This window comes from Pseudoalteromonas sp. P80D2, assembly GCF_036680945.1.
Lineage (GTDB): Bacteria > Pseudomonadota > Gammaproteobacteria > Enterobacterales > Alteromonadaceae > Pseudoalteromonas > Pseudoalteromonas shioyasakiensis.
This window is the reverse complement of record NZ_JAZDAR010000051.1, coordinates 22,244-44,888: the sequence shown is the minus strand read 5'-3', so window position 1 is coordinate 44,888 and position 22,645 is coordinate 22,244. Positions and strand designations below refer to the sequence as shown.

The 22,645-nt window shown below is 41.5% G+C and carries 18 protein-coding genes; 9 read left to right on the top strand and 9 right to left on the bottom strand.

Annotated elements, in window-relative coordinates:
- Positions 1-22 precede the first annotated feature (22 nt).
- On the bottom strand, positions 23-1,387 hold the full coding sequence (mnmE, locus tag VRK28_RS15785; protein WP_332394131.1) for a tRNA uridine-5-carboxymethylaminomethyl(34) synthesis GTPase MnmE: 1,365 nt from the start codon (positions 1,385-1,387) through the stop codon (positions 23-25).
- Between the two features lie 209 nt (positions 1,388-1,596).
- Between mnmE and VRK28_RS15780 the strand changes: the two genes are divergently transcribed.
- Together VRK28_RS15780 and VRK28_RS15775 are read left to right on the top strand one after the other, a co-directional pair.
- Positions 1,597-3,744 (top strand): TonB-dependent siderophore receptor, encoded by a 2,148-nt coding sequence (locus VRK28_RS15780; RefSeq protein WP_130166142.1) that lies wholly within the window; start codon positions 1,597-1,599, stop codon positions 3,742-3,744.
- 9 nt (positions 3,745-3,753) lie between these two features.
- The gene (locus tag VRK28_RS15775; protein ID WP_062564599.1) at positions 3,754-4,959 is read left to right on the top strand and encodes a PepSY-associated TM helix domain-containing protein; all 1,206 of its coding nucleotides are present in this window, start codon (positions 3,754-3,756) and stop codon (positions 4,957-4,959) included.
- 57 nt (positions 4,960-5,016) lie between these two features.
- On the opposite strand, the gene yidC is transcribed toward VRK28_RS15775, so the two are convergent.
- The 4 genes from yidC to rpmH all read right to left on the bottom strand — a co-directional run bounded on the left by yidC (position 5,017) and on the right by rpmH (position 7,622).
- Positions 5,017-6,648, bottom strand: a complete 1,632-nt coding sequence (yidC, locus tag VRK28_RS15770; RefSeq protein WP_130166141.1) for a membrane protein insertase YidC — start codon at positions 6,646-6,648, stop codon at positions 5,017-5,019.
- Between the two features lie 8 nt (positions 6,649-6,656).
- Complete coding sequence (gene yidD / locus VRK28_RS15765; RefSeq protein ID WP_054563758.1) at positions 6,657-6,929, bottom strand: membrane protein insertion efficiency factor YidD; 273 nt, start codon at positions 6,927-6,929, stop codon at positions 6,657-6,659.
- A gap of 128 nt (positions 6,930-7,057) precedes the next feature.
- Positions 7,058-7,480 (bottom strand): ribonuclease P protein component, encoded by a 423-nt coding sequence (rnpA, locus tag VRK28_RS15760; RefSeq protein WP_058583673.1) that lies wholly within the window; start codon positions 7,478-7,480, stop codon positions 7,058-7,060.
- A gap of 7 nt (positions 7,481-7,487) precedes the next feature.
- Positions 7,488-7,622 (bottom strand): 50S ribosomal protein L34, encoded by a 135-nt coding sequence (gene rpmH, locus VRK28_RS15755; RefSeq protein ID WP_008488847.1) that lies wholly within the window; start codon positions 7,620-7,622, stop codon positions 7,488-7,490.
- Positions 7,623-8,128: 506 nt separating this feature from the next.
- Between rpmH and dnaA the strand changes: the two genes are divergently transcribed.
- The 7 genes from dnaA (at position 8,129) to VRK28_RS15720 (ending at position 17,813) form a co-directional block, all read left to right on the top strand.
- A complete protein-coding gene (dnaA, locus tag VRK28_RS15750) occupies positions 8,129-9,526 on the top strand; it encodes a chromosomal replication initiator protein DnaA (RefSeq protein WP_058583674.1) in 1,398 nt (465 codons plus the stop codon).
- Between the two features lie 13 nt (positions 9,527-9,539).
- Entirely contained in the window at positions 9,540-10,643 is a 1,104-nt protein-coding gene (dnaN, locus tag VRK28_RS15745; RefSeq protein ID WP_054563760.1) for a DNA polymerase III subunit beta, read from the top strand.
- Between the two features lie 6 nt (positions 10,644-10,649).
- Complete coding sequence (gene recF, locus VRK28_RS15740) at positions 10,650-11,744, top strand: DNA replication/repair protein RecF (protein ID WP_054563761.1); 1,095 nt, start codon at positions 10,650-10,652, stop codon at positions 11,742-11,744.
- A gap of 12 nt (positions 11,745-11,756) precedes the next feature.
- Positions 11,757-14,183 carry a DNA topoisomerase (ATP-hydrolyzing) subunit B gene (gene gyrB / locus VRK28_RS15735; protein WP_054563762.1) on the top strand — a complete coding sequence of 809 codons (2,427 nt, stop codon included), beginning with the start codon at positions 11,757-11,759 and terminating at the stop codon, positions 14,181-14,183.
- Positions 14,184-14,324: 141 nt separating this feature from the next.
- Positions 14,325-15,224 (top strand): glycine--tRNA ligase subunit alpha, encoded by a 900-nt coding sequence (glyQ, locus tag VRK28_RS15730; RefSeq protein ID WP_054554789.1) that lies wholly within the window; start codon positions 14,325-14,327, stop codon positions 15,222-15,224.
- Positions 15,225-15,232: 8 nt separating this feature from the next.
- On the top strand, positions 15,233-17,302 hold the full coding sequence (gene glyS / locus VRK28_RS15725) for a glycine--tRNA ligase subunit beta (protein ID WP_332394130.1): 2,070 nt from the start codon (positions 15,233-15,235) through the stop codon (positions 17,300-17,302).
- Between the two features lie 61 nt (positions 17,303-17,363).
- Complete coding sequence (locus VRK28_RS15720) at positions 17,364-17,813, top strand: hypothetical protein (RefSeq protein WP_332394129.1); 450 nt, start codon at positions 17,364-17,366, stop codon at positions 17,811-17,813.
- Positions 17,814-18,190: 377 nt separating this feature from the next.
- Here VRK28_RS15720 and VRK28_RS15715 read toward each other — a convergent pair whose 3' ends face one another.
- The 4 genes from VRK28_RS15715 to fadB all read right to left on the bottom strand — a co-directional run bounded on the left by VRK28_RS15715 (position 18,191) and on the right by fadB (position 22,575).
- A complete protein-coding gene (locus tag VRK28_RS15715) occupies positions 18,191-18,715 on the bottom strand; it encodes an REP-associated tyrosine transposase (protein WP_332394128.1) in 525 nt (174 codons plus the stop codon).
- Between the two features lie 135 nt (positions 18,716-18,850).
- On the bottom strand, positions 18,851-19,090 hold the full coding sequence (tusA, locus tag VRK28_RS15710) for a sulfurtransferase TusA (RefSeq protein WP_054554785.1): 240 nt from the start codon (positions 19,088-19,090) through the stop codon (positions 18,851-18,853).
- Positions 19,091-19,243: 153 nt separating this feature from the next.
- Positions 19,244-20,410: an acetyl-CoA C-acyltransferase FadA gene (gene fadA, locus VRK28_RS15705; protein ID WP_054554784.1), complete on the bottom strand. Its 1,167-nt coding sequence runs from the start codon at positions 20,408-20,410 to the stop codon at positions 19,244-19,246.
- A 5-nt stretch (positions 20,411-20,415) separates the two neighbouring features.
- Positions 20,416-22,575: a fatty acid oxidation complex subunit alpha FadB gene (gene fadB, locus VRK28_RS15700; RefSeq protein WP_054554783.1), complete on the bottom strand. Its 2,160-nt coding sequence runs from the start codon at positions 22,573-22,575 to the stop codon at positions 20,416-20,418.
- Positions 22,576-22,645 lie beyond the last annotated feature (70 nt).

Genomic DNA, 22,645 nt, shown 5'->3' with positions numbered 1-22,645 from the left:
TTGTTTCCTTTGGTTTACCTTGTTATTTACCGATACAGAACGAACTAAAGATTTTCCCTAGCAAGTCATCAGAGGTAAATTCACCTGTTATCTCATTTAAGAACTGTTGAGTTAGGCGTAACTCTTCAGCCAAGATCTCACCAGCAATATGCATCTCTAATTGCTCTTTGCCTGTGTTTAAATGATAGGCTGCATGATCAAGTGCATCTAAGTGACGACGGCGTGCCATGAATCCACCTTCTGTGGCACCTTGGAAACCTATACATGCCTTTAAGTGAGTACGAACTAACTCTATACCCTCTGCATTTTTAGCGCTTAAGCGGATCACCGGATATTGTTCATGTTCATCCATACCGACATTTTCACCGGAAATATCGGCTTTATTTCGGATCACAGTAACACCCATACCCTCTGGTAACTTGGCCATAAACTCTGGCCAAATATCATGAGGATCAGTGGCTGATGTATCAGTGCCGTCTAACATAAATAGTACGCGATCGGCTTGGTTAATTTCATCCCATGCGCGTTCAATACCAATTTGCTCTACTTTATCTGGGCTTTCACGCAGGCCTGCGGTATCAATAATATGTAGTGGCATACCATCAATGTGGATATGTTCGCGTAATACGTCACGTGTTGTACCAGCTATTTCGGTAACGATGGCAGCATCACGGCCAGCTAACGCATTAAGTAGGCTTGATTTACCTGCGTTAGGGCGACCCGCAATAACAACACGCATACCTTCACGCATGATGCTACCTTGTTTAGCTTGCTGAGTTACATTCTCTAACTGATCAATAATGGCATTGAGATCTGTTGATACTTTACCGTCTGATAAAAAGTCGATTTCTTCATCAGGAAAATCAATTGCAGCTTCAACATACATACGTAGGTGAATAACTTTCTCCACCAGCGTTTCGATGTGCTTAGAGAATTCACCTTGCAGTGATTGGAGGGCGCTTTTTGCTGCCTGTTCACTGGTTGCATTAATTAAATCGGCAATTGCCTCTGCTTGAGTTAAATCAAGCTTATCATTCATAAATGCGCGCTCAGAGAACTCACCTGGTTTTGCTAAACGTACACCGTCAATTTGGCTAATTTCTTTTAATAGCATATCTAATACGACAGGGCCGCCGTGACCTTGTAGTTCTAGTACGTCTTCGCCGGTAAATGAATTTGGCCCTTGGAAGTAAATAGCAATACCTTGGTCAAGCTGTTCACCGCTCAAGCTCTTAAATGGTACATAGTCTGCGTAACGTGTTTTAGGACAACAGCCAATAATCTGTTCTGCCACTGTTTTAGCTAAGCTGCCAGAGACGCGAATAATACCAACCCCACCACGTCCTGGTGCGGTCGCTTGTGCTGCAATTGTGTCTTGATTAATCATGCGATGAAATAATGCCAATAAAAGAATGAATGCTGGCTCTATTGTAACCTATGGCTTAATTTCATGCGAATAGCTGTTTGAGTAATGAAGTAGCAAAAGTTTGATGTAAGTAATACTTTATTTAGCTTTAATTAATAATAAACGACCATTGCAAATGATAATTATATTCATTACCATGTTGCGCATTCTAAATCTTATCGTTTTTTATTATGCGTCTTTCTGCTGTTTTTATTGCACTTGCTGCTGGTTTTTCGGGCGTTGCCCATGCTCAAACTGAAGTGACTACTTCTGATCAAAGTGATTCTAAAGAACTCGAAAAAATAGAAGTTGTTGGCCGTGCGTTTTCTTTATATCGCCCAACCGAGTCTAGCTTTGCTACTCGTACCAATACACCTTTAGAGAAAATTCCTCAGTCAATTCAAATTTTGCCGCAGGAGCTGATCAGTGATCAGGCTGCTCGCCAAATTACCGACCTTTATAGCAATATAGCTGGTGTTAATGCCTTTAGTTATTCAGGCGTGACATTCCGTGGCTTTCGCCAAGATGAGATTTTATATGATGGTGTAAAGGGCGACCCTTTCAATGGCTTTGCTGTACCGCAATTATTTAATATTGAACAAGTTGCGGTTTTAAAAGGACCTGCTGGCGCTATATACGGTAGTGGTAATCCGGGTGGTATTATTAACTATGTAACTAAGAAGCCTAAATTCACCAGTGAACATAGTATTGAAGTTGAAGTAGGTAATGATGACTTCTTCAGTGGTGCATTAGAAAGCACTGGAACATTGAGTGAATCACTTGATAATCATGCTTACCGTGTTGGTCTTTACCGTGATACTGAAAAGCCATTCCGTGCTAATACTAGCAGCGATAATACCATTGTTGATCTTGGTTATACGTGGCTTATCAACAGTGCAACCGAATTGACCACTCAGTATACCTATATAGAGCAAGAGTTGGGTGGGGCACGTTTACGTGGTGTACCTGCTGATGATAATGGCAATTTTTTAACTGATATTAGCTGGAATCATAACGAGGCGACAGACTTTCAAAATGTTGAAGCCCATGTCTATCAGGCAACTTTAAAACATGAGTTTAATGATGTTTGGCGCACAGATGTCACAGCACGTTATTTTGATAACAAAGAAGTGCAAAACTACCATGAACCAAGAGGCCTCGTTGATACAGATGACGACGGTATTGTTGATTGGAGCCATCGTGAGTTTCGTGATCAAGTACGTGAGAACGAAGGCTTTAGCTTAACAGCTAATGCGATTGCAGAATTTATAGTTGCAGACATGCAGCATCAAGTGCTGTTTGGTAGTGATTGGTATGAACATGATTTTGAAAGCGTCTACCGTACAGCTACGCAACAAAGTAAAGGTGGCCCAGTACCAGGACTTGATCTTAACAACCCTGAGTATGGTTTAACCTCTGCAGATGATTATGATCTTGATAGTATTACCCCACGGCTTGGTAAAACGAATAGCACCCGCTTTGGTGCTTACTTGCAAGATCAACTAGATATCACCGCTAATTGGAGTGTGACAGCTGGCTTAAGGTATGATCGTTTTGAAGATAAAGATCTGTTAAATCAAACCGAGTTTTCTGATAGCGACTTAACCTACCGTATTGGTACCAGCTATAATATTAATAATATGTTCTTCCCTTATGCGCTACATGGCACTGGCTTTGTGCCGCAAAGTGCGAGTAATCAAGAAACAGCAAAGGGCGGTCCGTTCTCGCCGGAGACTAGCCGCATTAACGAGTTAGGTTTAAGAACCAAGCTATTAGCAGACACACTTGCTGTTAATATGGCTGTGTACGATATTGTCCGCGAAAACATCCTGCAGCCTAGCTTATTAGGTGATGTTGCAGGTGACGGCGTTGATGACCTAGTTGCTGTTGGTGAAGTACAAAGTAAGGGCTTTGAACTTGAAGTGGTTGGTGACATCACTGAGCGCTGGGTAGTTACTGCAAGCTACGCTTATAATGATACCCGTATAACTAAAGCCAACGACAGCATTCGTAACCAAATTCCAGATAGCGATAAATTTGCTAACGCGCCGCAAAATACCCTAGGTATATGGACACGCTATGAGCTACCTAGCTTATCGTCATCTATTTCTGCTGGCTTAGATTATGTTGATGAACAGCTTAGTTTAGGTGGTCAACGTGTTAAACCTTACACTGTTTACAACATGGCGTGGCAAACAACCGTTGATAACTGGCAATGGCAGCTATCAGTTAAGAACCTATTTGATAAAGAATACGCAAGCAGTGGCTTTATCGAGCGAACAGGGCACTTTCCTGGTGAGCCACGCCGTGTCTATTTAAGTGCTAAATACAGTTTTTAATGGTGGCGTGTGAACGCTAAAAGTTGGTTTAACTTACATTCTTGGGCAGGACTCTTCGTTGGAGTCCTGCTTTTTGTTACCTGTGTATCGGGAACACTCGCTACGTTAAGTCATGAACTCGAGTACTTAACAGACGCTAAATACCGTGCTTTAACTTCTTCTGCTTCGACTAACTACCCAGCTCTCGAAAACACTCTTAATAAGCATTATCCGCAAGCTCAGTTACTTTATATCCAACGTCATAAGCAAGATTACCTTGCCATTGAAGCGGCTCTTAAAGTCGGTGATTCATTTCGCTTTGTTTATTTAGATGCTGCAACGGGTCGCTTACTAGGTGAAGGAGAGTGGGCGCGGATATCGCGGTTTTTACGTAACTGGCATATGAACTTGTCGATGGGCTGGATGGGTAAACTAATCGTCACCAGTTTGAGTATTTTACTCGTTATTTTATTGGTCTCGAGTTTTTATGTGTATCGGCGCTGGTGGCAAGGCTTTATGAAAAAGCCTGCTGCGCTAAGCCTAGATAAACGTAGTAGTTGGTCTGATTGGCATAAGCTGTTAGGGCTTTGGAGTTTATGGTTTATTGCTGTGATGGCCATCACAGGGATTTGGTATCTGGTAGAACATGGGCTGCAAACCGCGAAGGTACCTCACTATGTCTCTAGTCCACCAGCCGTGAGTGAGTTTAAGAAACAAAGCCCTCGCAAAGATCTATCGCCAATTAGTTTAGCTACAGCTTATACAGCTGCTCAACAGGCATTTCCTAGCCTTGATATTCGCTATATTCGTTATCCTAATAAAGCGGAACAGCCTATTGAAGTACGTGGTTATAACGATGATATTTTACTACGCCTTCGTGCTAACCGGGTTTATTTAAAACCAAGTTCCGGTGAAGTTCTAGGCATACAAAAAGGGGAAGAACTCAACCTGCTTCCACGAATTAAAGACACCGCTGATCCGCTGCACTTTGGTAACTTTGCAGGAATTGGTACCAAGCTTATTTGGGGGCTATTTGGTGCATTGATGAGCTTTGTAAGCGCTGCTGGCATCTATATGAGTTGGCTTAGGGTTAAGCGTAAATCAACGGCTGTAAAGTGGCTTGGTTTATCTGGGGTGGTTGCAATCGGTTTGGTAGTTGCTTCGTTACTAACAACAAGTTTGAGCTTTACTGAACGCAGTGTGCCCAATCAAGTTTATTCTCCTATTCTCGGTTAGTTTTTTTTCAGGCATTAAAAAAGGCGCAGTTAGCGCCTTTTTTATTGGGTTAAGAGTTTAGCCTCTTACCTTAATACCTTTTTTCTCCATACCGCGGTAGATGATTAGCATCTGTGCGATTGAGATAAGGTTCGATACTAACCAGTAAAGTACTAGGCCAGATGGGAACCATAAGAAGAAAATAGAGAATACAACTGGCATAAAGGTCATCATTTTTTGCTGCATAGGGTCAGTAACCGTCATAGGTTGCAGCTTTTGAGTGATGAACATACTTAAACCAAATAAAACAGGTAATACGTAGTATGGGTCCATTGCTGATAAGTCATTTAACCATAAAACGAATTCAGCATGACGTAGCTCAGTTGATTCTAAGAATACGTAGAATAACGCTAAGAAGATTGGCATTTGTAGTAACAGTGGGAAACAGCCACCCATAGGGTTCACTTTTTCTTTGCGGTACATTTCCATCATAGCTTGACCGAATTTTTGACGGTCATCACCATACTTCTCTTTTAGTGCAGCCATTTTAGGCTGTAAGGCACGCATCTTAGCCATTGACGTGTATTGTGCTTTAGTAAGCGGGTACATTGCCGTTTTAACGATAACCGTGATTGCAATGATAGCTAGACCCCAGTTACCTAGGATGCTGTGTAACCACTTAAGTAGTACGAATAATGGTTGTGAGATAAACCATAACCAACCATAGTCTACAGTTAGGTCTAAGTCTGGGTGGATTGCTTCTAGTACGTCAGACTCTTTCGGGCCCATGTAATAAGTTGAGCTAAGTGTTGCTTGCGTACCAGCTTGTACGTTAACTGCTTCACCTTTAGTACCAATAATTGCCGCATTACCAGCAACTAATTTGCTGTAAAGGGTATTTTGTTGGTCTTGCTTTGGTACCCACGCACTTACAAAGTAGTGTTGGATAAATGCAATGTAGCCGCCAGCTGTAGTGATGTTAAGGTTTTTATCAGCCATGTCTGAGAAGCTGTACTTTTCGTATGGCTCTTCTTCAGTACCAAATGCTGCGCCTAAGTAGTTTTGATCTACTAAGCTACCTTTTTCTTGTACTGTGCGTTTTACTTGCGTGTATAACTGAACTTGAATTGGATCAGCTGTTACGTTGTTTACTGTGTACTCTAAATCTACAGCGTAGTCGCCTTTTCTGAAGATATAAGTTTTAGTAAACGTCACACCTTTACTGTCAGTAAACTCAAGTGGTACACGTAGCTCATCACCCGTTAAAGTAAATGCTTTTTGTGTGGTTTTATAAACAGGGCGACCAGCAACAGTTGCGTCAGGACCATTTAAACCAATTAAGCCACTTTGCGAGAAGTATTGCTTACCATCGAACTCACCTAATAGCATGTAAGGTGTGTTACTGCCTTTTTCTTCTTCGTACTGAAGTAAGTCTGTTTCAATGATGTCACCACCACGGGTGTCAATTTTAACAGTGAATACGTCAGTTGTTACATCGATAACTGAGCGCTTTGCTGTCGTTACAGCTGGAACTTCACCGTCAGATGATGCAGGAATAAAGTCATCAGATTCTGGTGTTGTTGCGCCTAGTGTTTGTGTTGTGGCACTTGGATCAGCCTTTGGTGCGTTGTAGTCGTTATTCCATTCTTGAAATAATAAAAACGACACAAGCATCAAGCCGATTAATAAAAACGTGCGTTGCGATTCCATAACAGCTCTTATTTCTCGTGTTGGTGGTTAATATGATTTTTTGCCGGTACGGGATCATCCCCTCCAGCATGTAAAGGGTGGCATTTTAATATGCGTTTAACAGCTAACCAACTGCCTTTTACACTTCCATGCAAATTAATTGCTTGAATAGCGTAACTAGAGCAGGTTGGATTAAAACGACAATGCGGGCCTAATAGTGGGCTTATCCATTTTTGATAGCCGCGTATTAGCATGACTAAACAGCGCTTTGGAATAGCAACAAGTGGTTTAAGTAACCTCATGATGTGTCTGCCCCTGCGTTAATTTAGTCAATGGATACCATGAATTTAAATTCCCATCGTAGAATTTTAAATGCATGATTAAAAGGTGAGCTAAAGATACCTTAATTAAGCCTGTAATTCTATTGCTATCAGGCTTGTTTATTAGATTTAGCTGATTTATTCGGGCGTTTTTTAAATGGTGGTGGTTTAGGTGCACCAGGCTTGCAGCGTTCGTTAATTTTTCGCCACAATTTATTTAGTTGCTTTGTTAGCTCTTCGTTGGACTGTTCATCAATACCACTTTTAACCATAAGCACAATATCAATGTTATCGAGTTTATGTTGATTTAAACGGAAACTTTCGCGAGCAAGTCGTTTAATTCGATTACGTTGACAGGCTTTTTTAACTCGTTTTTTTGCGACCGTAAGACCTAATCGAGGATTAGTTTGGTCATTGCGTTTAGCTAATAGGGTAAAGAAAGGAGTCGCAGCGCGTGCTGGTTCATTAAAGATTCGAGAGTAATGCGAGGGAGTTAACAGACGTAACTCCCTGCTGAAGCTAAAGTCTTCCACTTATATATTAAGCAGAAAGAACTTTACGGCCTTTAGCACGACGACGAGCTAATACTTTACGGCCATTTGCTGTTGCCATACGAGCACGGAAACCGTGTGTACGTTTGCGTTTTAAAACGCTAGGTTGAAAAGTTCTTTTCATAACAATTCCATCCGATCGGTTAAGGTTAAAACATCCTATGCAGGTCGCGATCCTGGCACAGGTGCCATTGCGAGCGCGAGATATTATAGATGAAGACAACAAAAGTCAATCATTAAAACGCTGCAGAGGCCGTAATTATAAAGGATCCTTTTAACTGATCATATAGGATCATCATAAATAAGAAGTTTTCCACAGCCTCTGTATAAAAAGTGAATAAAAGCTTGGGAAAAGCCAATTCGATCGTAGAATTTGATCGCGATCTGGCTGCAGATTTGTTATGATCACTGTTCGAGCTTAAAAAATAATTTTCTTAAAAATCAGTGTTTTATTGTTTTATGTTGCTGAGATCATATTTTTCATAAAAATCAATCTTGTACTTGTGGATAAAGTACCTTCATAATAGTCGGTCTGGGCCAAGAAAGTTGGTCAAAGATTAGCAATAAATGTTTGATTTTCCATCATTAAAGATGAACGGGAATAAAAATTAAATCTCTGGGAGTTTAACTGTGTATCTGTCGGTTTGGCAAAGTTGTTTATATGTATTGCAAGATGAATTGCCTTCACAGCAATTCAGTATGTGGGTAAGACCACTTCAAGCAGAAAGTACCGAAGATACGTTGACTATATATGCACCTAACCGTTTTGTTTTGGATTGGGTGAGAGAAAAGTATTTAAACCGTATTAATGAACTACTCGTTGAAATTTGTGGTGATGAAGCACCTGAATTACGTTTTGATGTTGGTAGTAAACCTATTTTAAATGCCCAAGTGGCATCTGCACCGGCTGCAGCAGAAACAAGCGCATCTGTTCCACAACAAACTGCTGAAAAGCAACAGCCAAAACCTGAAAAAGCAGCGGTCGAACCTGCACCAAAATCAGGCTATAAATCAAACATTAAAGAAAATTATACCTTTGATAGCTTTGTTGAAGGTAAATCAAACCAATTAGCAAAAGCTGCAGCGACTCAAGTTGCAGATAACCCAGGTTCAGCATTTAACCCTGTATTTATATACGGTGGTACTGGCTTAGGTAAAACTCACTTATTACACGCTGTTGGTAACGGTATTATGGCTAATAAGCCAGACGCGAAAATTGTTTATATGCACTCTGAGCGATTTGTGCAAGACATGGTTAAAGCGTTACAAAATAATGCTATCGAAGAATTTAAACGTTATTACCGAAGTGTTGATGCATTGATGATCGATGACATTCAATTTTTCGCTAATAAAGAACGCTCACAAGAAGAGTTCTTTCATACCTTCAATGCTTTACTTGAAGGAAATCAACAAATTATCTTAACTTCAGACCGCTATCCAAAAGAGATAGAAGGGGTTGAAGATCGCCTTAAGTCACGTTTTGGTTGGGGCTTAACAATTGCTATTGAGCCGCCAGAGCTTGAAACGCGCGTTGCTATTTTGATGAAAAAAGCGCAGCAAAGTAAAATCAATTTACCTCACGAAGTTGCCTTTTTTATCGCTAAAAAGTTGCGTTCAAACGTGCGGGAATTAGAAGGGGCGTTAAACCGCGTTATTGCTAATGCAAACTTTACTGGTCGTCCGATTTCAATCGACTTTGTAAAAGAAGCGCTACGTGACTTACTTGCGCTGCAAGATAAACTGGTAACGATAGATAATATTCAACGCACTGTTGCTGAGTATTACCGTATTCGTGTGTCAGATTTACTCTCTAAACGCCGTAGCCGTTCAGTAGCAAGACCACGTCAAGTGGCCATGGCATTATCAAAAGAACTTACAAATCACAGTTTACCTGAGATTGGCGACGCCTTTGGCGGTCGCGATCACACAACTGTATTACACGCTTGTCGTAAAGTTAAATCACTACGTGACGAAAGCCACGAAGTGAAAGAAGATTATCAAAACTTAATAAGAACCTTGTCATCTTAAGGCCGACTTTATTATGCAAATAACAATATCAAGAGAGCAATTTTTAAAACCTTTAGTTCAAGTGTCTGGTGCGATTGAGCGTAAGCACACCTTACCTATTTTATCGAACGTACTGTTAGTTGTTGAAAACGGGCAACTTTCGATGACGGGTACTGATCTTGAAATTGAGTTAGTGGCGAGTGTGTTTGTCGGTGAAGATACCACAGATACGCAACTCACTTTACCAGCTAAAAAGTTACTCGATATTTGTAAAAGTTTACCTGATGGCTCAGACCTTACGTTAAGTAGCCAAGATCATCAGTTACTACTAACAAGTGGTAAAAGCCGTTTTTCTTTAACTACGCTGGCCGCTGAAGATTTTCCGAATCTTGAGCAGTGGGATGGTGAAGTTGAGTTTCAACTAACGCGTTTAGAGTTGCGTAAACTTTTAGAGAGCACGCACTTTTCTATGGCGAATCAAGACGTACGTTATTACTTAAACGGTATGTCATTTGAAGTTGATAACGCAGATATCAAAACAGTGGCTACAGATGGCCACCGTTTGGCAATTGCACAAAAGCAATTACCGCAGTCTTTAAATACACAGCGTCAGTTAATTATTCCACGTAAAGGTGTGCAAGAAATTATGCGCCTAATGGTGGCTGATGATGAGCTAGTAACCATTCAATTTGGTGCTAACCATATTCGCATTATTGATACTGAGTTTACATTTACTAGTAAACTAGTTGATGGTCGTTTTCCTGATTATCGTCGAGTATTGCCGCGTGGTGGTGACAAAGTGATTACTGCTAATCGTGAATGGCTTCGTAGTGCTTTCCAACGTGTGTCTATTTTATCGAATGAAAAGTTTCGTGGTGTACGTTTAAATCTGTCTGAAGGTTTATTAAAAATTACAGCAAACAACCCTGAGCAAGAACAAGCTGAAGAGGTGGTTGAAGTAATGTACCAAGGCGGCGAACTTGAAATTGGCTTTAACGTTTCTTATGTGCTTGATGTACTGAATACATTAAAAACAGAAGATGTAACCTTTACGCTTGCAGACTCTAATAGCAGTGCGCTAATTGAAGGTGCAGGTGACGAAGAAGCTATGTACGTTGTAATGCCGATGCGCCTATAAGCTTATATGAGTTTAAGTCATTTAAGCCTCAATAATTTTCGGAATATTGAGGCGCTGACACTTGAGCCGGTTAATGGCATAAACATTATCTATGGCGAAAATGGCAGCGGAAAAACCAGTCTCCTTGAGGCGATATATTTCCTTTCTCACGGTAAATCATTTCGTACCGCCAAACATAAAAATATCATTCAGCATCAACAAGACAAGTTTGTGATTCATGGTCGCAAAGCGCTGCATGATTTGTCTATTCCGATTGGTATAAGTAAAAATCAAGCGGGTGAAACGTCTTTAAAGATTCAGGGAAAAACGAGCCGTAAAATCTCTGAATTAGCTCAACTAGTGCCGGTGCAAGTTATTACTCCAGAAAGCTATTCGTTGTTTTTTGGTGGCCCAAAAGAGCGTAGAAAATTTCTCGATTTAGGATTGTTCCACGTGGAACATGACTTTTTTTACTTGTGGCAGTCTTTTAATAAAGTACTGAAACAACGTAATGCTTTATTAAAAAGTAAACCTCGAGATTATTTCGAACAGATCAAGTTTTGGGATAAAGAATTTGTTAGACTAGCTGAACAAATAAATAATCTAAGAATCGCGTATATAAGTAGGTTTAAGCAGCAGTTTTTTGATAAAATGTGTGCAGAATTAACGCTTGTAAGCGATTTAGAAATTAACTTTCATGCGGGTTGGAAAGAGAGTGAAACGCTCTCAGAGGCGCTTGAGCAAAGCTTTGAACGTGATGCCAAACAAGGTTTCACAAGTAAAGGTCCGCATAAAGCTGATTTTAGTTTTAGTGTTTCTGGTAACAGTGTAGAAAATACCTTTTCTCGCGGTCAATTGAAGCTCTTGCTTTATGCGTTAAAAGTAACGCAAAATAGCTTAATTGAGTCAGAAACAGATAAGCAATCTATATTGCTAATAGATGACTTACCTTCAGAACTAGGTGAAGATACAAAAGAAAAAGTGGGTCAACTTTTGACTCATTGCGATTCGCAACTTTTTATCTCTTCAATTTTATCTGAAAGTATTTCTGCTGTGGTGGAACCCATGCAACGAGAACTAAAAATGTTCCACGTGAAACATGGCAACCTAATAACAAGATAAGTGGGATTAACCATGTCTGAGAATTACGATTCGTCGAGTATTAAAGTACTTAAAGGATTAGACGCAGTAAGAAAGCGTCCAGGAATGTATATAGGGGACACCGATGACGGTACAGGCCTTCACCATATGGTGTTTGAGGTTGTTGATAACTCTATCGATGAAGCCTTAGCTGGTCATTGTGATGATATTTTTGTAACGATTCACTTAGACGGTTCAGTCTCTGTAAGAGATAACGGTCGTGGTATTCCTACGTCTATTCATGAAGAAGAAGGTGTTTCAGCGGCTGAAGTTATCATGACGGTACTTCATGCTGGTGGTAAGTTCGATGATAACTCATATAAAGTATCTGGTGGCTTACACGGTGTAGGTGTTTCGGTAGTAAATGCACTATCTGAAAAGCTGCAACTGACCATTCGTCGTGAAGGAAAAATTCACCAACAAACATATACTATGGGTGTACCAGATGCGCCATTAGCTATAATTGGTGATGCAACAGACACAGGTACTGAATTACGTTTCTGGCCAAGTGGTGAAACATTCACTGACCTTAACTTCCACTACGATATTTTAGCAAAGCGTTTACGTGAGCTTTCGTTCTTAAACTCTGGTGTAAGTATCATTCTTACTGATGAGCGCGAAGAATCTAAGAATGACCACTTCAAATATGACGGTGGTATCCAAGCATTCGTAGAATATCTAAACCGTAACAAAACACCTGTACATAAAAGTGTTTTCCACTTTACCCATGAGCGTGAAGAAGACGGTATTAGTGTAGAAGTTTCAATGCAGTGGAACGATGGTTTCCAAGAAAGCATTTACTGTTTCACAAACAACATTCCACAACGTGATGGTGGTACGCACTTAGCTGGCTTTAGAGCAGCATTAACACGTACGCTAAATAACTACATGGAAAAAGAAGGCTTTAATAAAAAAGCGAAAACAACAAGCAATGCGACGGGTGATGATGCTCGTGAAGGCTTAACTGCGGTTGTAAGTGTTAAAGTTCCTGATCCTAAGTTCTCATCACAAACTAAAGACAAACTAGTATCAAGTGAAGTTAAGTCTGCTGTAGAACAAGCAATGGCAGAAAAACTAACAGAGTTCTTATTAGAAAACCCTGTTGATGCTAAAACAGTTGTTGGCAAAATTATTGATGCAGCACGAGCTCGTGAAGCAGCACGTAAAGCACGTGAAATGACACGCCGTAAAGGTGCAATGGATTTAGCTGGTTTACCAGGTAAATTGGCAGACTGCCAAGAAAAAGATCCAGCACTTTCTGAACTATACATAGTGGAGGGTGACTCTGCAGGTGGTTCAGCTAAGCAGGGTCGTAACCGTAAAAACCAAGCAATTTTGCCACTTAAGGGTAAGATTCTTAACGTAGAAAAAGCACGCTTTGATAAGATGCTTTCTTCTCAAGAAGTGGCAACTCTAATCACTGCATTAGGCTGTGGTATTGGTCGTGATGAATATGACCCAGAAAAACTACGTTATCATCGTATCATTATCATGACCGATGCGGACGTGGATGGTTCTCACATTCGTACCTTACTACTGACTTTCTTTTACCGTCAAATGCCAGAGATTGTAGAAAAAGGCTTTATCTATATTGCGCAACCACCACTTTATAAAGTGAAAAAAGGTAAGCAAGAACGCTACATTAAAGATGACCCAGCGCTTGTTGATTACTTAACGTCATTAGCATTAAACAATGCTGCGCTTTATACAAGCGAAGGTGCATCTGCACTTGAAGGTGAAGAGCTAGAAAGAATCGTTCACGACTATCAAAATACAGTTAAAGTGATTGAGCGCTTAAAACGTAAATATCCAAACTCGGTTATGGAACGTTTAATTTATCAAAGCGAAATTACCGAAGCTGATTTAGCAGATGAAGCAAAAGTTAAAGAGTGGACTAATACTCTAGTTGACGACTTAATTGCACGTGATGAAGATGCAACTATCTTCCATGCGGGCACTGAGCACGATACTGAGCGCAACATGTATTATCCTGTTGTGAATATTCGTCAGCATGGTGTGGATAAAGCTCATGTACTAAACCATGACTTCATCACATCGCGTGACTACAAACGCATTGCAGCGACAGGCGTAAACATTGCTAACTTACTTGAAGAAGGGGCATATGTTCAACGCGGTGAGAAAACTCTTGCTGTTGATAACTTTGTGGATGCATTAGAGTGGTTAATCAATGAATCGAAGCGTGGCCTTTATATTCAACGCTATAAAGGACTTGGTGAGATGAACCCAGATCAGCTTTGGGAAACCACTATGGACCCAGATGCTCGTCGTATGTTGAAAGTAACAATTGAAGATGCAGTAGCGGCAGACCAATTGTTTGCGACTCTAATGGGTGACCAAGTTGAGCCGCGTCGTGACTTCATCGAAACGAATGCGCTACGTGTAGTTAACCTAGACGTATAACGCGAAATTAAGAATTAAAAAGGAGCCAACTGGCTCCTTTTTTTATTGCTGAAAAAGCACAAACTGCTTAAAACCTTACTGCACACAAGGTATACTGAGAGCAATTTTCAGACTAAACGCACCAGATACTATAAGCCAAATATGCAAAAATATGACGTTAAAACCTTTCAAGGTTTGATCCTGGCTTTACAGGACTATTGGGCACAGCAAGGCTGTGTGATTGCTCAACCACTCGATATGGAAGTGGGAGCAGGGACATTTCATCCGTTAACTTTCTTAAAGTCGATTGGCCCAGAGCCAATGTCGAGCGCGTATGTTCAACCATGCCGCCGTCCAACTGATGGTCGCTATGGTGAAAACCCGAACCGTTTACAGCATTACTACCAATTCCAAGTTGTATTAAAGCCATCACCAGAAAACATTCAGGAGCTCTATTTAGGCTCTTTAGCTGCTGTTGGTATTGATACACTAACTGATGAAGTTCGCTTCGTAGAAGACAATTGGGAGTCGCCTACATTAGGTGCATGGGGTTTAGGTTGGGAGATCTGGTTAAACGGCATGGAAGTAACTCAGTTCACTTACTTCCAGCAAGTAGGTGGCTTAGAGTGCTCACCAGTAACCGGTGAAATCACTTATGGTCTTGAGCGTTTAGCTATGTATATTCAGGGCGTAGATAGTATCTATGACCTAGTATGGGCAGACGGTCCTATGGGTCGTGTGACATACGGTGATGTATTCCATCAAAATGAAGTAGAGCAGTCAGCTTATAACTTCGAACAAGCGGATGTTGAGTTCTTATTTGCACAGTTCGATCACTGTGAAAAAGAAAGCGAAAAGCTAATTGAAGCAGGCTTACCATTACCAGCTTATGAGCAAGTAATGAAAGCATCACATGCGTTTAACTTATTAGACGCTCGTCACGCTATCTCAGTAACAGAACGTCAACGTTATATCTTACGTGTTCGTGCTTTATCTAAAGCATGTGCGCAAAGTTACTATGATGCCCGTGAAGCTCTTGGTTTCCCGCTTTGTAAGGATTAAGAATTAGCATGTCAGCAGAAAATTTATTAGTAGAAATTGGCACTGAAGAGTTGCCACCGAAAGCACTTCGTAAACTTGCTGAGTCGTTTGCTGAGAACTTAGCAACTGAGCTTGCAAGCTTAGAATTAAATCACCAAGGCGTTAACTGGTACGCATCACCACGTCGTTTAGGTTTACGTGTTACTGCACTTGAAGCAAAACAAAGTGACAAGGTTGTAGAAAAGCGTGGTCCTGCAGTTGCAGCAGCTTTTGATGCCGATGGTAATCCAACTAAAGCAGCAATGGGTTGGGCTCGTGGTTGTGGTATCGATGTAAGCGATGCACAAACACTTGAGACAGATAAAGGCGCTTGGTTATTACATAAAGCACAGGTTGAAGGTCAAGCAACTACATCGCTTATGTGTGATGCAGTAAACAAAGCTCTTGCAAAATTACCTATCCCTAAACCAATGCGTTGGGGGGCAAATAAAACACAATTTATTCGCCCAGTACACACTGCAACTATTTTGTTTGGTAGCACGCTAATTGAAGGCGAAATCCTTGGTAAGCAAGTTGGCAACCAATTACAAGGTCACCGTTTCCATCATCCAGAAAAAGTCACAATCAACCACGCTGACGATGTGTTTGATGTGCTGAAATCTGCTTACGTTGTCGCTGACTTCGAAGCACGTAAAGCACAAATTCGTGAACAGATTGAAGCAGCAGCTAGCGCTGTAAATGCAAAAGTAGCCATGGATGAAGACTTACTAGAAGAAGTAACATCGTTGGTTGAATGGCCAGTAACGCTGACTGCAACATTCGAAGAAGCATTCTTAGATGTTCCTTCAGAAGCGCTTATCTATACCATGAAGGACGACCAAAAGTACTTCCCGCTATTAGACCAAGATGGCAACTTACTTAACAAGTTCCTATTTGTTTCTAATATCGAAAGTAAAGATCCAAGCGTGGTAATTGCTGGTAACGAAAAAGTTGTTCGTCCTCGTTTAGCTGATGCGCAGTTCTTCTACGAAACAGATAAGAAGAAAACGCTAGAGAGTCGCTTAGAGTCTCTAGATACTGTTTTATTCCAAAAGCAACTTGGTACGCTGAAAGACAAATCTGAGCGTATTAGTGAACTTGCAGGTTACATTGCTGAGCAATTAGGTGCTGATGCCGAGCTGGCTAAGCGAGCAGGTTTATTAAGTAAGACAGACTTAATGACCGAAATGGTTATGGAGTTTACCGACGTACAAGGTGTAATGGGTATGCATTACGCTCGTCACGACGGTGAAGCTGAAGAAGTTGCACTCGCGCAAAACGAACAATATATGCCTCGCTTCGCGGGTGATAACTTACCAACAAATGTGATCAGCTGTGCGGTAGCTATTGCTGATAAGTTTGATACGCTGGTGGGTATTTTTGGTATTGGTCAAGCACCAAAAGGCGACAAAGACCCATTTGCACTTCGCCGTGCAGCAATTGGTGCATTACGCATCATGGTTGAAAAATCATTACCGCTAGATATCTTAGACCTTGTTGCTAAATCACAAACGCTATTCGGTGAAAAGCTAACGAACCTAAACGTATCAACAGATGTGTTTGAGTTTATGCTAGGTCGTTTCCGCGCATGGTATCAAGATGAAGGTATCGAAGTTGATGTCATTCAAGCAGTGCTAGCACGTCGCCCAACTAAACCAGTTGATTTCGACCGCCGTGTTAAAGCGGTAAGTCACTTCCGTACATTAGACGCAGCAGAAGCGCTTGCAGCAGCAAATAAACGAGTAAGCAACATCTTGGCTAAGAATGACATCACAACACAAGGTGATGTGAATGAGAGCCTATTAAGCGATGACGCAGAAAAAGTATTAGCGTCACACGTTGCTAAGTTTGCAACTGAGCTTGCTCCTTTATATGCAAATGGCGATTACCAAGAAGCATTGTCACAACTTGCGGGTATCCGTGAGAGTGTTGATAACTTCTTCGATAACGTCATGGTAATGGCTGATGACGAAGCGGTTAAACAAAACCGTTTAGCATTGTTAAGCCAACTAAGCCGTCTGTTTTTAGATATTGCTGATATTTCTGTACTTCAGAAGTAAGCAGTAGCCAATTAATAAAAGCCAGCTCTGTGCTGGCTTTTTTGTAGCAAAAGGAACAGTAATGAAACGTGTAATTACTCTAGCTTTTGCAGGCTTATTAACAGCCTGTTCTAGCCAAATGCAAATGCCAAGCATTGACGATATTCTGCCAAGCAAAGACCTCGACCGTACTATGTATTTACGTGGTGACTTTACTTTGTGGGATGCTGAACCTCAGTATCAATTAGAGCAAGTTGCACCGGGCATATTTCAAACCGACGTTAAGTTTTCAACACCAGGTAAGGTTTATGAATTCAAAGTAGCGGATGCTGATTTTAGCGAAGGCTATAACTGTGGTTACAGTGATATGGACCCAGCAGGGCAATCATTAGTGCTAGGCCAAGCCGCCAATGCCGACTGTAATACCATCTACAATTATTTCAGCTTTAAACCCGCTGCAAAAGGTGTGTATGTAGTGAGCTTTGATTACCGCAATAGTAATCAACCAAAAGTGACAGTAACAAAGAAATAGCTTTAATCTGGTAGGTTGGGTAGAGCGGAGCGAAACCCAACGCATACACTCACCTTGAAGATTAGCTGGCGTATCTAACTCTGCAACTGATTAGCTATCGGGTGTGTTGGATTTGCCAGCAATCACGTTGGGTTTCGTTGCTCTCAACCCAACCTACGTACTCAAACCCGCTGCAAAAGGTGTGTGTAGAGCGGAGCGAAACCCAACGCATACACTCACCTTGAAGATTAGCTGCGGTATCTAACTCTGCAGCGGATTAGCTATCGGGAGTGTTCGATATATCGCAGAAGAAAAGTACCTACAACATGTTGGGTTTCGTTGCTCTCAACCCAACACACTGGTTAGGCTAGCGTTAGAACAAAGCGCCAGCCTTCTCATCAATCTTCATATAGATTAAGTGCGATATCTAACTCATCATCTGACAAATTAAAAGCAGATGACTTACTCAATTTCCTATAAGACGAAAATGGCCAGTCTCCGACTTGATTCACGTATTTATGTTTCACAGGGTTGAAGTAAATATAATTAATATGGTTCATTAGGTCTTGCTCGTCCTTTATATAATGCTCCCAATACCGTCTCTGCCAAATACCTCGTTCACATTTCTGAATACGGCTAGGCGATTTATGCTCGCAATTATTTAGCTGTCTAGAAAAATTAGACTTAATTAACCGCCACCGTTTTGCATAATCACAATCCCCAGCGGGTAGTTGCCAAATAGCGTGTAAGTGATCTGGAAGAATGACAATGGCAAGCGTTGTAAAAGGGTGTGACTTAAACACACTTTTATAAGCTGAGCGTAGCAGAGTGATGTTTGAAGTTAAAAGTGCTGAGTTTCTTTGCGCTATCGCTAGAGTAAAGAAATAGGTGCCACCGGGGACTAGTACTCTTCTGTATCGCATACATTCATCCTTGAATGTTAAATGATAAGAGTAGCTTAATTTCGATTAAAAGTTGAATTTCACGAACTTTAATTTGTTGCCATCAACTTGCAGTTACGTTGGGTTTCGCTTCGCTCTACCCAACCTACGAACTAGTTATAACCCTTTCTTCACTAAGTATCTATACGGTGCTTGTTCTACATCTTTAGCCACGAGAGTGTGATCCATAAAAGTACAAAAGCTTGGGATATCGCGGGTGGTTGATGGGTCGTCGGCGATGATAAGTAATGTTTCGCCATCTTTCATTTTTCGTACTGCGCCACGCACCATCATCACAGGTTCTGGACAACGTAGGCCAAGTGCATCTAATTGGTGATCGGGATTATCAAAACTCATGGCTGACCTTTTAGGTGAAAGAGACGATTATTAAGCGGCTATTTTAACTTTCTATTGCCGCCAGTTTCAATAAGTGAAAGCAAAGCAAATAAAAAAGGCGCACTGAGCAATTCAGTGCGCCTTTTTATCACCAAGATGTTTGGTGTGAGCTCGTTATTCTACGCGCTCAAATACAGTTGCAATACCTTGGCCTAAACCAATACACATAGTTGCTAGACCGTATTTAGCGTTCTTGTCTTCCATTAGGTGAACAAGCGTTGTGCTAATACGTGAACCAGAACAACCAAGTGGGTGACCAAGTGCAATTGCACCACCATTTAGGTTAACTTTTTCATCTACCACATCCATCAGACCTAGGTCTTTTAACACTGGTAGAGATTGTGCTGCGAATGCTTCGTTAAGCTCTGCAACATCGATATCGTCAATAGTGATACCTGCTTGTTGAAGTGCTTTTTGCGATGCAGGAACTGGGCCGTAACCCATGATTGATGGATCGCAACCTGCAACAGCCATTGATTTAATACGCGCACGAATAGGTAAACCAAGTTCTTTTGCTTTCTCTTCGCTCATTACAAGCATTGCTGACGCGCCGTCAGATAGTGCAGAAGAAGTACCTGCCGTTACGCTGCCTGATGCTGGATTGAATACAGGGCGTAGTTGCGATAAGCCTTCAACAGTTGTCTCTGGGCGGATTACTTCATCGTCTTCAACTAAGATTAAAGAACCATCTGCATCGTGACCTTCCATTGGCAGGATTTCACGACGGAAACGACCTTCAACAGTTGCTGCGTGTGCACGTTGGTGTGAACGGTAAGCAAATTCGTCTTGTTGCTCGCGGCTAATGCCGTGCAGCGTAGCAAGGTATTCGGCAGTTAAACCCATTACGCCAGCAGCTTGTGCTACAGACGTTGATAAACCTGGGTGAAAATCATTACCGTGAGTCATAGGTACGTGACCCATGTGCTCAACACCACCAATGATGTAGGTATCACCAGCGCCAGTCATAATAGCGCGTGCTGCATCGTGTAATGCTTGCATTGATGAACCACATAAACGGTTAACTGTGACAGCTGGTACTGAGTGAGGGATACCGGCTAGTAGTGCTGCGTTACGAGCAATGTTAAAACCTTGCTCTAAAGTTTGTTGTACACAGCCCCAGTAAATATCATCAATTGATGCTGGATCAACGGCTGGGTTACGGTCTAACAAACCTTTCATTAAGTGAGCACTTAAATCTTCCGCACGCTTGTTTTTGAATACGCCGTTCTTTGAACGACCCATTGGTGTGCGGATACAATCTACGATTACTGGATTATTCATGTTTCTTATCCTTCCACCTTATAGAATACACGGCCTTCTTCGGCCCACTTGCGAGTTTCATCTGATACTTGGTAAATCGCACCTAAATGAGCGTACTTGTCTGCTGTCGCAACAAAGTTCGCTAAACCAGTTTGATCTAAGTAACGGAATGCACCGCCTCTAAATGGAGGGAAACCAATGCCGTAAATTAGCGCCATGTCAGCTTCTTGTGGAGACGCTACGATACCTTCTTGTAAACAAAGTAGTACTTCGTTGATCATAGGGATCATACAACGGTCAATGATTTCTTGTTTGTCGAAATCTTTAGGTGCATCAGTGATAGCACTTAGTAACTCTGTTGCTGTTGCATCTTTTGCTTTTTTCAGGCGACCACGACGGTCTGGCGCGTATTGGTAGAAACCAGCACCATTTTTCTGACCAAAGCGTTTTTCGTTTGCAAATACAGTAACAGGGTCTTTATCTTGGCGAGCCATACGCTCAGGGAAACCGTCAGCCATTACACCTGTACAGTGGTAAGCTGTATCGATACCTACAACATCAAGAAGATATGCAGGACCCATAGGCCAACCAAATACATTTTCCATCACTTTATCAACTTTAGTGAAGTCAGCACCTTCAACAACAAGTTTGCTGAAACCTGCAAAGTAAGGGAATAGTACGCGGTTTACAAAGAAACCAGGACAGTCGTTTACAACGATTGGTGATTTACCAAGTTTTAATGCGTAATCAACAACCGCATTAATAGTAGCTTCTGATGTTTTTTCACCACGAATGATTTCTACTAATGGCATTTTTGGCACTGGGTTAAAGAAGTGCATACCACAGAAGTTTTCTGGTTTTTCAAGTGCCGATGCTAACTCGTCAATACGAATTGTTGAGGTATTTGAAGTTAGGATAGTGCCCGCAGGTAAGTCTTTTTCAAGGCCCGCAAGAACAGCTTGCTTCACTTTAGGGTTTTCAACCACAGCTTCAACAACGATGTCTGCGCTTTGTAGGTCCGCATCGTTTAGTGTTGGTTTGATCTTGCCTAAGGTAGCAACCATCTTATCCATCGCCATATGGCCACGTTGTACTTTTTTGCCAAGTAGCTTAGATGCTTCACCCATACCTAAATCAAGTGCATCTTGGTTGATGTCTTTCATGATAATAGGTGTACCTTTATAAGCAGACTGATATGCAATACCGCCGCCCATAATACCTGCGCCTAATACAGCTGCTTGTTTGATCTCAAGTTCACTGTGTTTAGCTTGCTTCTTCGCTTTACCTTTAATGTATTGGTCAGCTAAGAAAATACCTGTTTGTGCAGCAGCTTCGCTTGTTGCTGCTAATTTAGCAAAGTTAGCGTTTTCAATCGCCATAGCTTCAGCGCGTTCACAGTTTGCTGCAGCTTTGATTGTTTTTACAGCCATAACAGGTGCTGGGTAGTGACCTTTTGTCTGACCCATTACCATGCCTTCAGCCATCGCAAAGCTCATACCTTGCTCAACACGGTTCATTTTCAGTGGCTGTAATTTTACTTGTCGTTTTGCTTGCCAATCTAGCTTGCCAGCAATTGCTTGCTCAAGTGTTGCTATACTTGACTCTAAAAGTTTGTCAGCACTAACTACTGCGTCAAAAGCACCTACTTTTAAGGCATCAGCAGCACGGTTTTCTTTACCTGTAGTAATCCATGTCATCGCATTATCAGCGCCAATAAGGCGTGGAAGGCGAACTGTACCACCAAAACCAGGCATGATGCCTAGTTTAACTTCAGGTAGGCCAATTTTAGCGTTAGAGCTAGCAACGCGGTAATCGGTAGCAAGTGCCCACTCACATCCACCGCCAAGCGCCATGCCGTTTACAGCACTTAGCGTTGGGAAAGGTAAATCTTCAATTGCATCAAAAACGTCAGTTGCATTTTTGATCCATGCAACAAGTTCTTCTTGAGGTTTAGTGAAGGTAGGTAAAAATTCGAAAATGTCGGCACCGATAATGAAATGATCTTTATCGCTGGTGAACACCATGCCTTTGATATCTGAGTTTGTTGCCAATTCTTTTAATGCTAAAGCGCAATCTTGCAAGGTTTGCTGCGAAAGTTTATTTACTGAGCCGTCTGCACAGAACTTAAACTCGGCGATGTTGTCCTTGATGAAAGCAACTTCAAATGAATCGCTTTTATATAACATTATTATTCTCCCTAGTTTATTAACTAAGACTGGTACGATGAGTTTGCATTTCAATCAGTGTGCTTGCTTT

Bases quoted from the DNA above. Each gene is read 5' to 3' on its own strand.
- mnmE (WP_332394131.1), bottom strand. From the start codon at position 1,387: ATGATTAATCAAGACACAATTGCAGCACAAGCGACCGCACCAGGACGT.
- VRK28_RS15780 (WP_130166142.1), top strand. From the start codon at position 1,597: ATGCGTCTTTCTGCTGTTTTTATTGCACTTGCTGCTGGTTTTTCGGGC.
- yidC (WP_130166141.1), bottom strand. From the start codon at position 6,648: ATGGAATCGCAACGCACGTTTTTATTAATCGGCTTGATGCTTGTGTCG.
- yidD (WP_054563758.1), bottom strand. From the start codon at position 6,929: ATGAGGTTACTTAAACCACTTGTTGCTATTCCAAAGCGCTGTTTAGTC.
- rpmH (WP_008488847.1), bottom strand. From the start codon at position 7,622: ATGAAAAGAACTTTTCAACCTAGCGTTTTAAAACGCAAACGTACACAC.
- dnaN (WP_054563760.1), top strand. From the start codon at position 9,540: ATGCAAATAACAATATCAAGAGAGCAATTTTTAAAACCTTTAGTTCAA.
- recF (WP_054563761.1), top strand. From the start codon at position 10,650: ATGAGTTTAAGTCATTTAAGCCTCAATAATTTTCGGAATATTGAGGCG.
- gyrB (WP_054563762.1), top strand. From the start codon at position 11,757: ATGTCTGAGAATTACGATTCGTCGAGTATTAAAGTACTTAAAGGATTA.
- glyQ (WP_054554789.1), top strand. From the start codon at position 14,325: ATGCAAAAATATGACGTTAAAACCTTTCAAGGTTTGATCCTGGCTTTA.
- glyS (WP_332394130.1), top strand. From the start codon at position 15,233: ATGTCAGCAGAAAATTTATTAGTAGAAATTGGCACTGAAGAGTTGCCA.
- VRK28_RS15720 (WP_332394129.1), top strand. From the start codon at position 17,364: ATGAAACGTGTAATTACTCTAGCTTTTGCAGGCTTATTAACAGCCTGT.
- VRK28_RS15715 (WP_332394128.1), bottom strand. From the start codon at position 18,715: ATGCGATACAGAAGAGTACTAGTCCCCGGTGGCACCTATTTCTTTACT.
- tusA (WP_054554785.1), bottom strand. From the start codon at position 19,090: ATGAGTTTTGATAATCCCGATCACCAATTAGATGCACTTGGCCTACGT.
- fadA (WP_054554784.1), bottom strand. From the start codon at position 20,410: ATGAATAATCCAGTAATCGTAGATTGTATCCGCACACCAATGGGTCGT.
- fadB (WP_054554783.1), bottom strand. From the start codon at position 22,575: ATGTTATATAAAAGCGATTCATTTGAAGTTGCTTTCATCAAGGACAAC.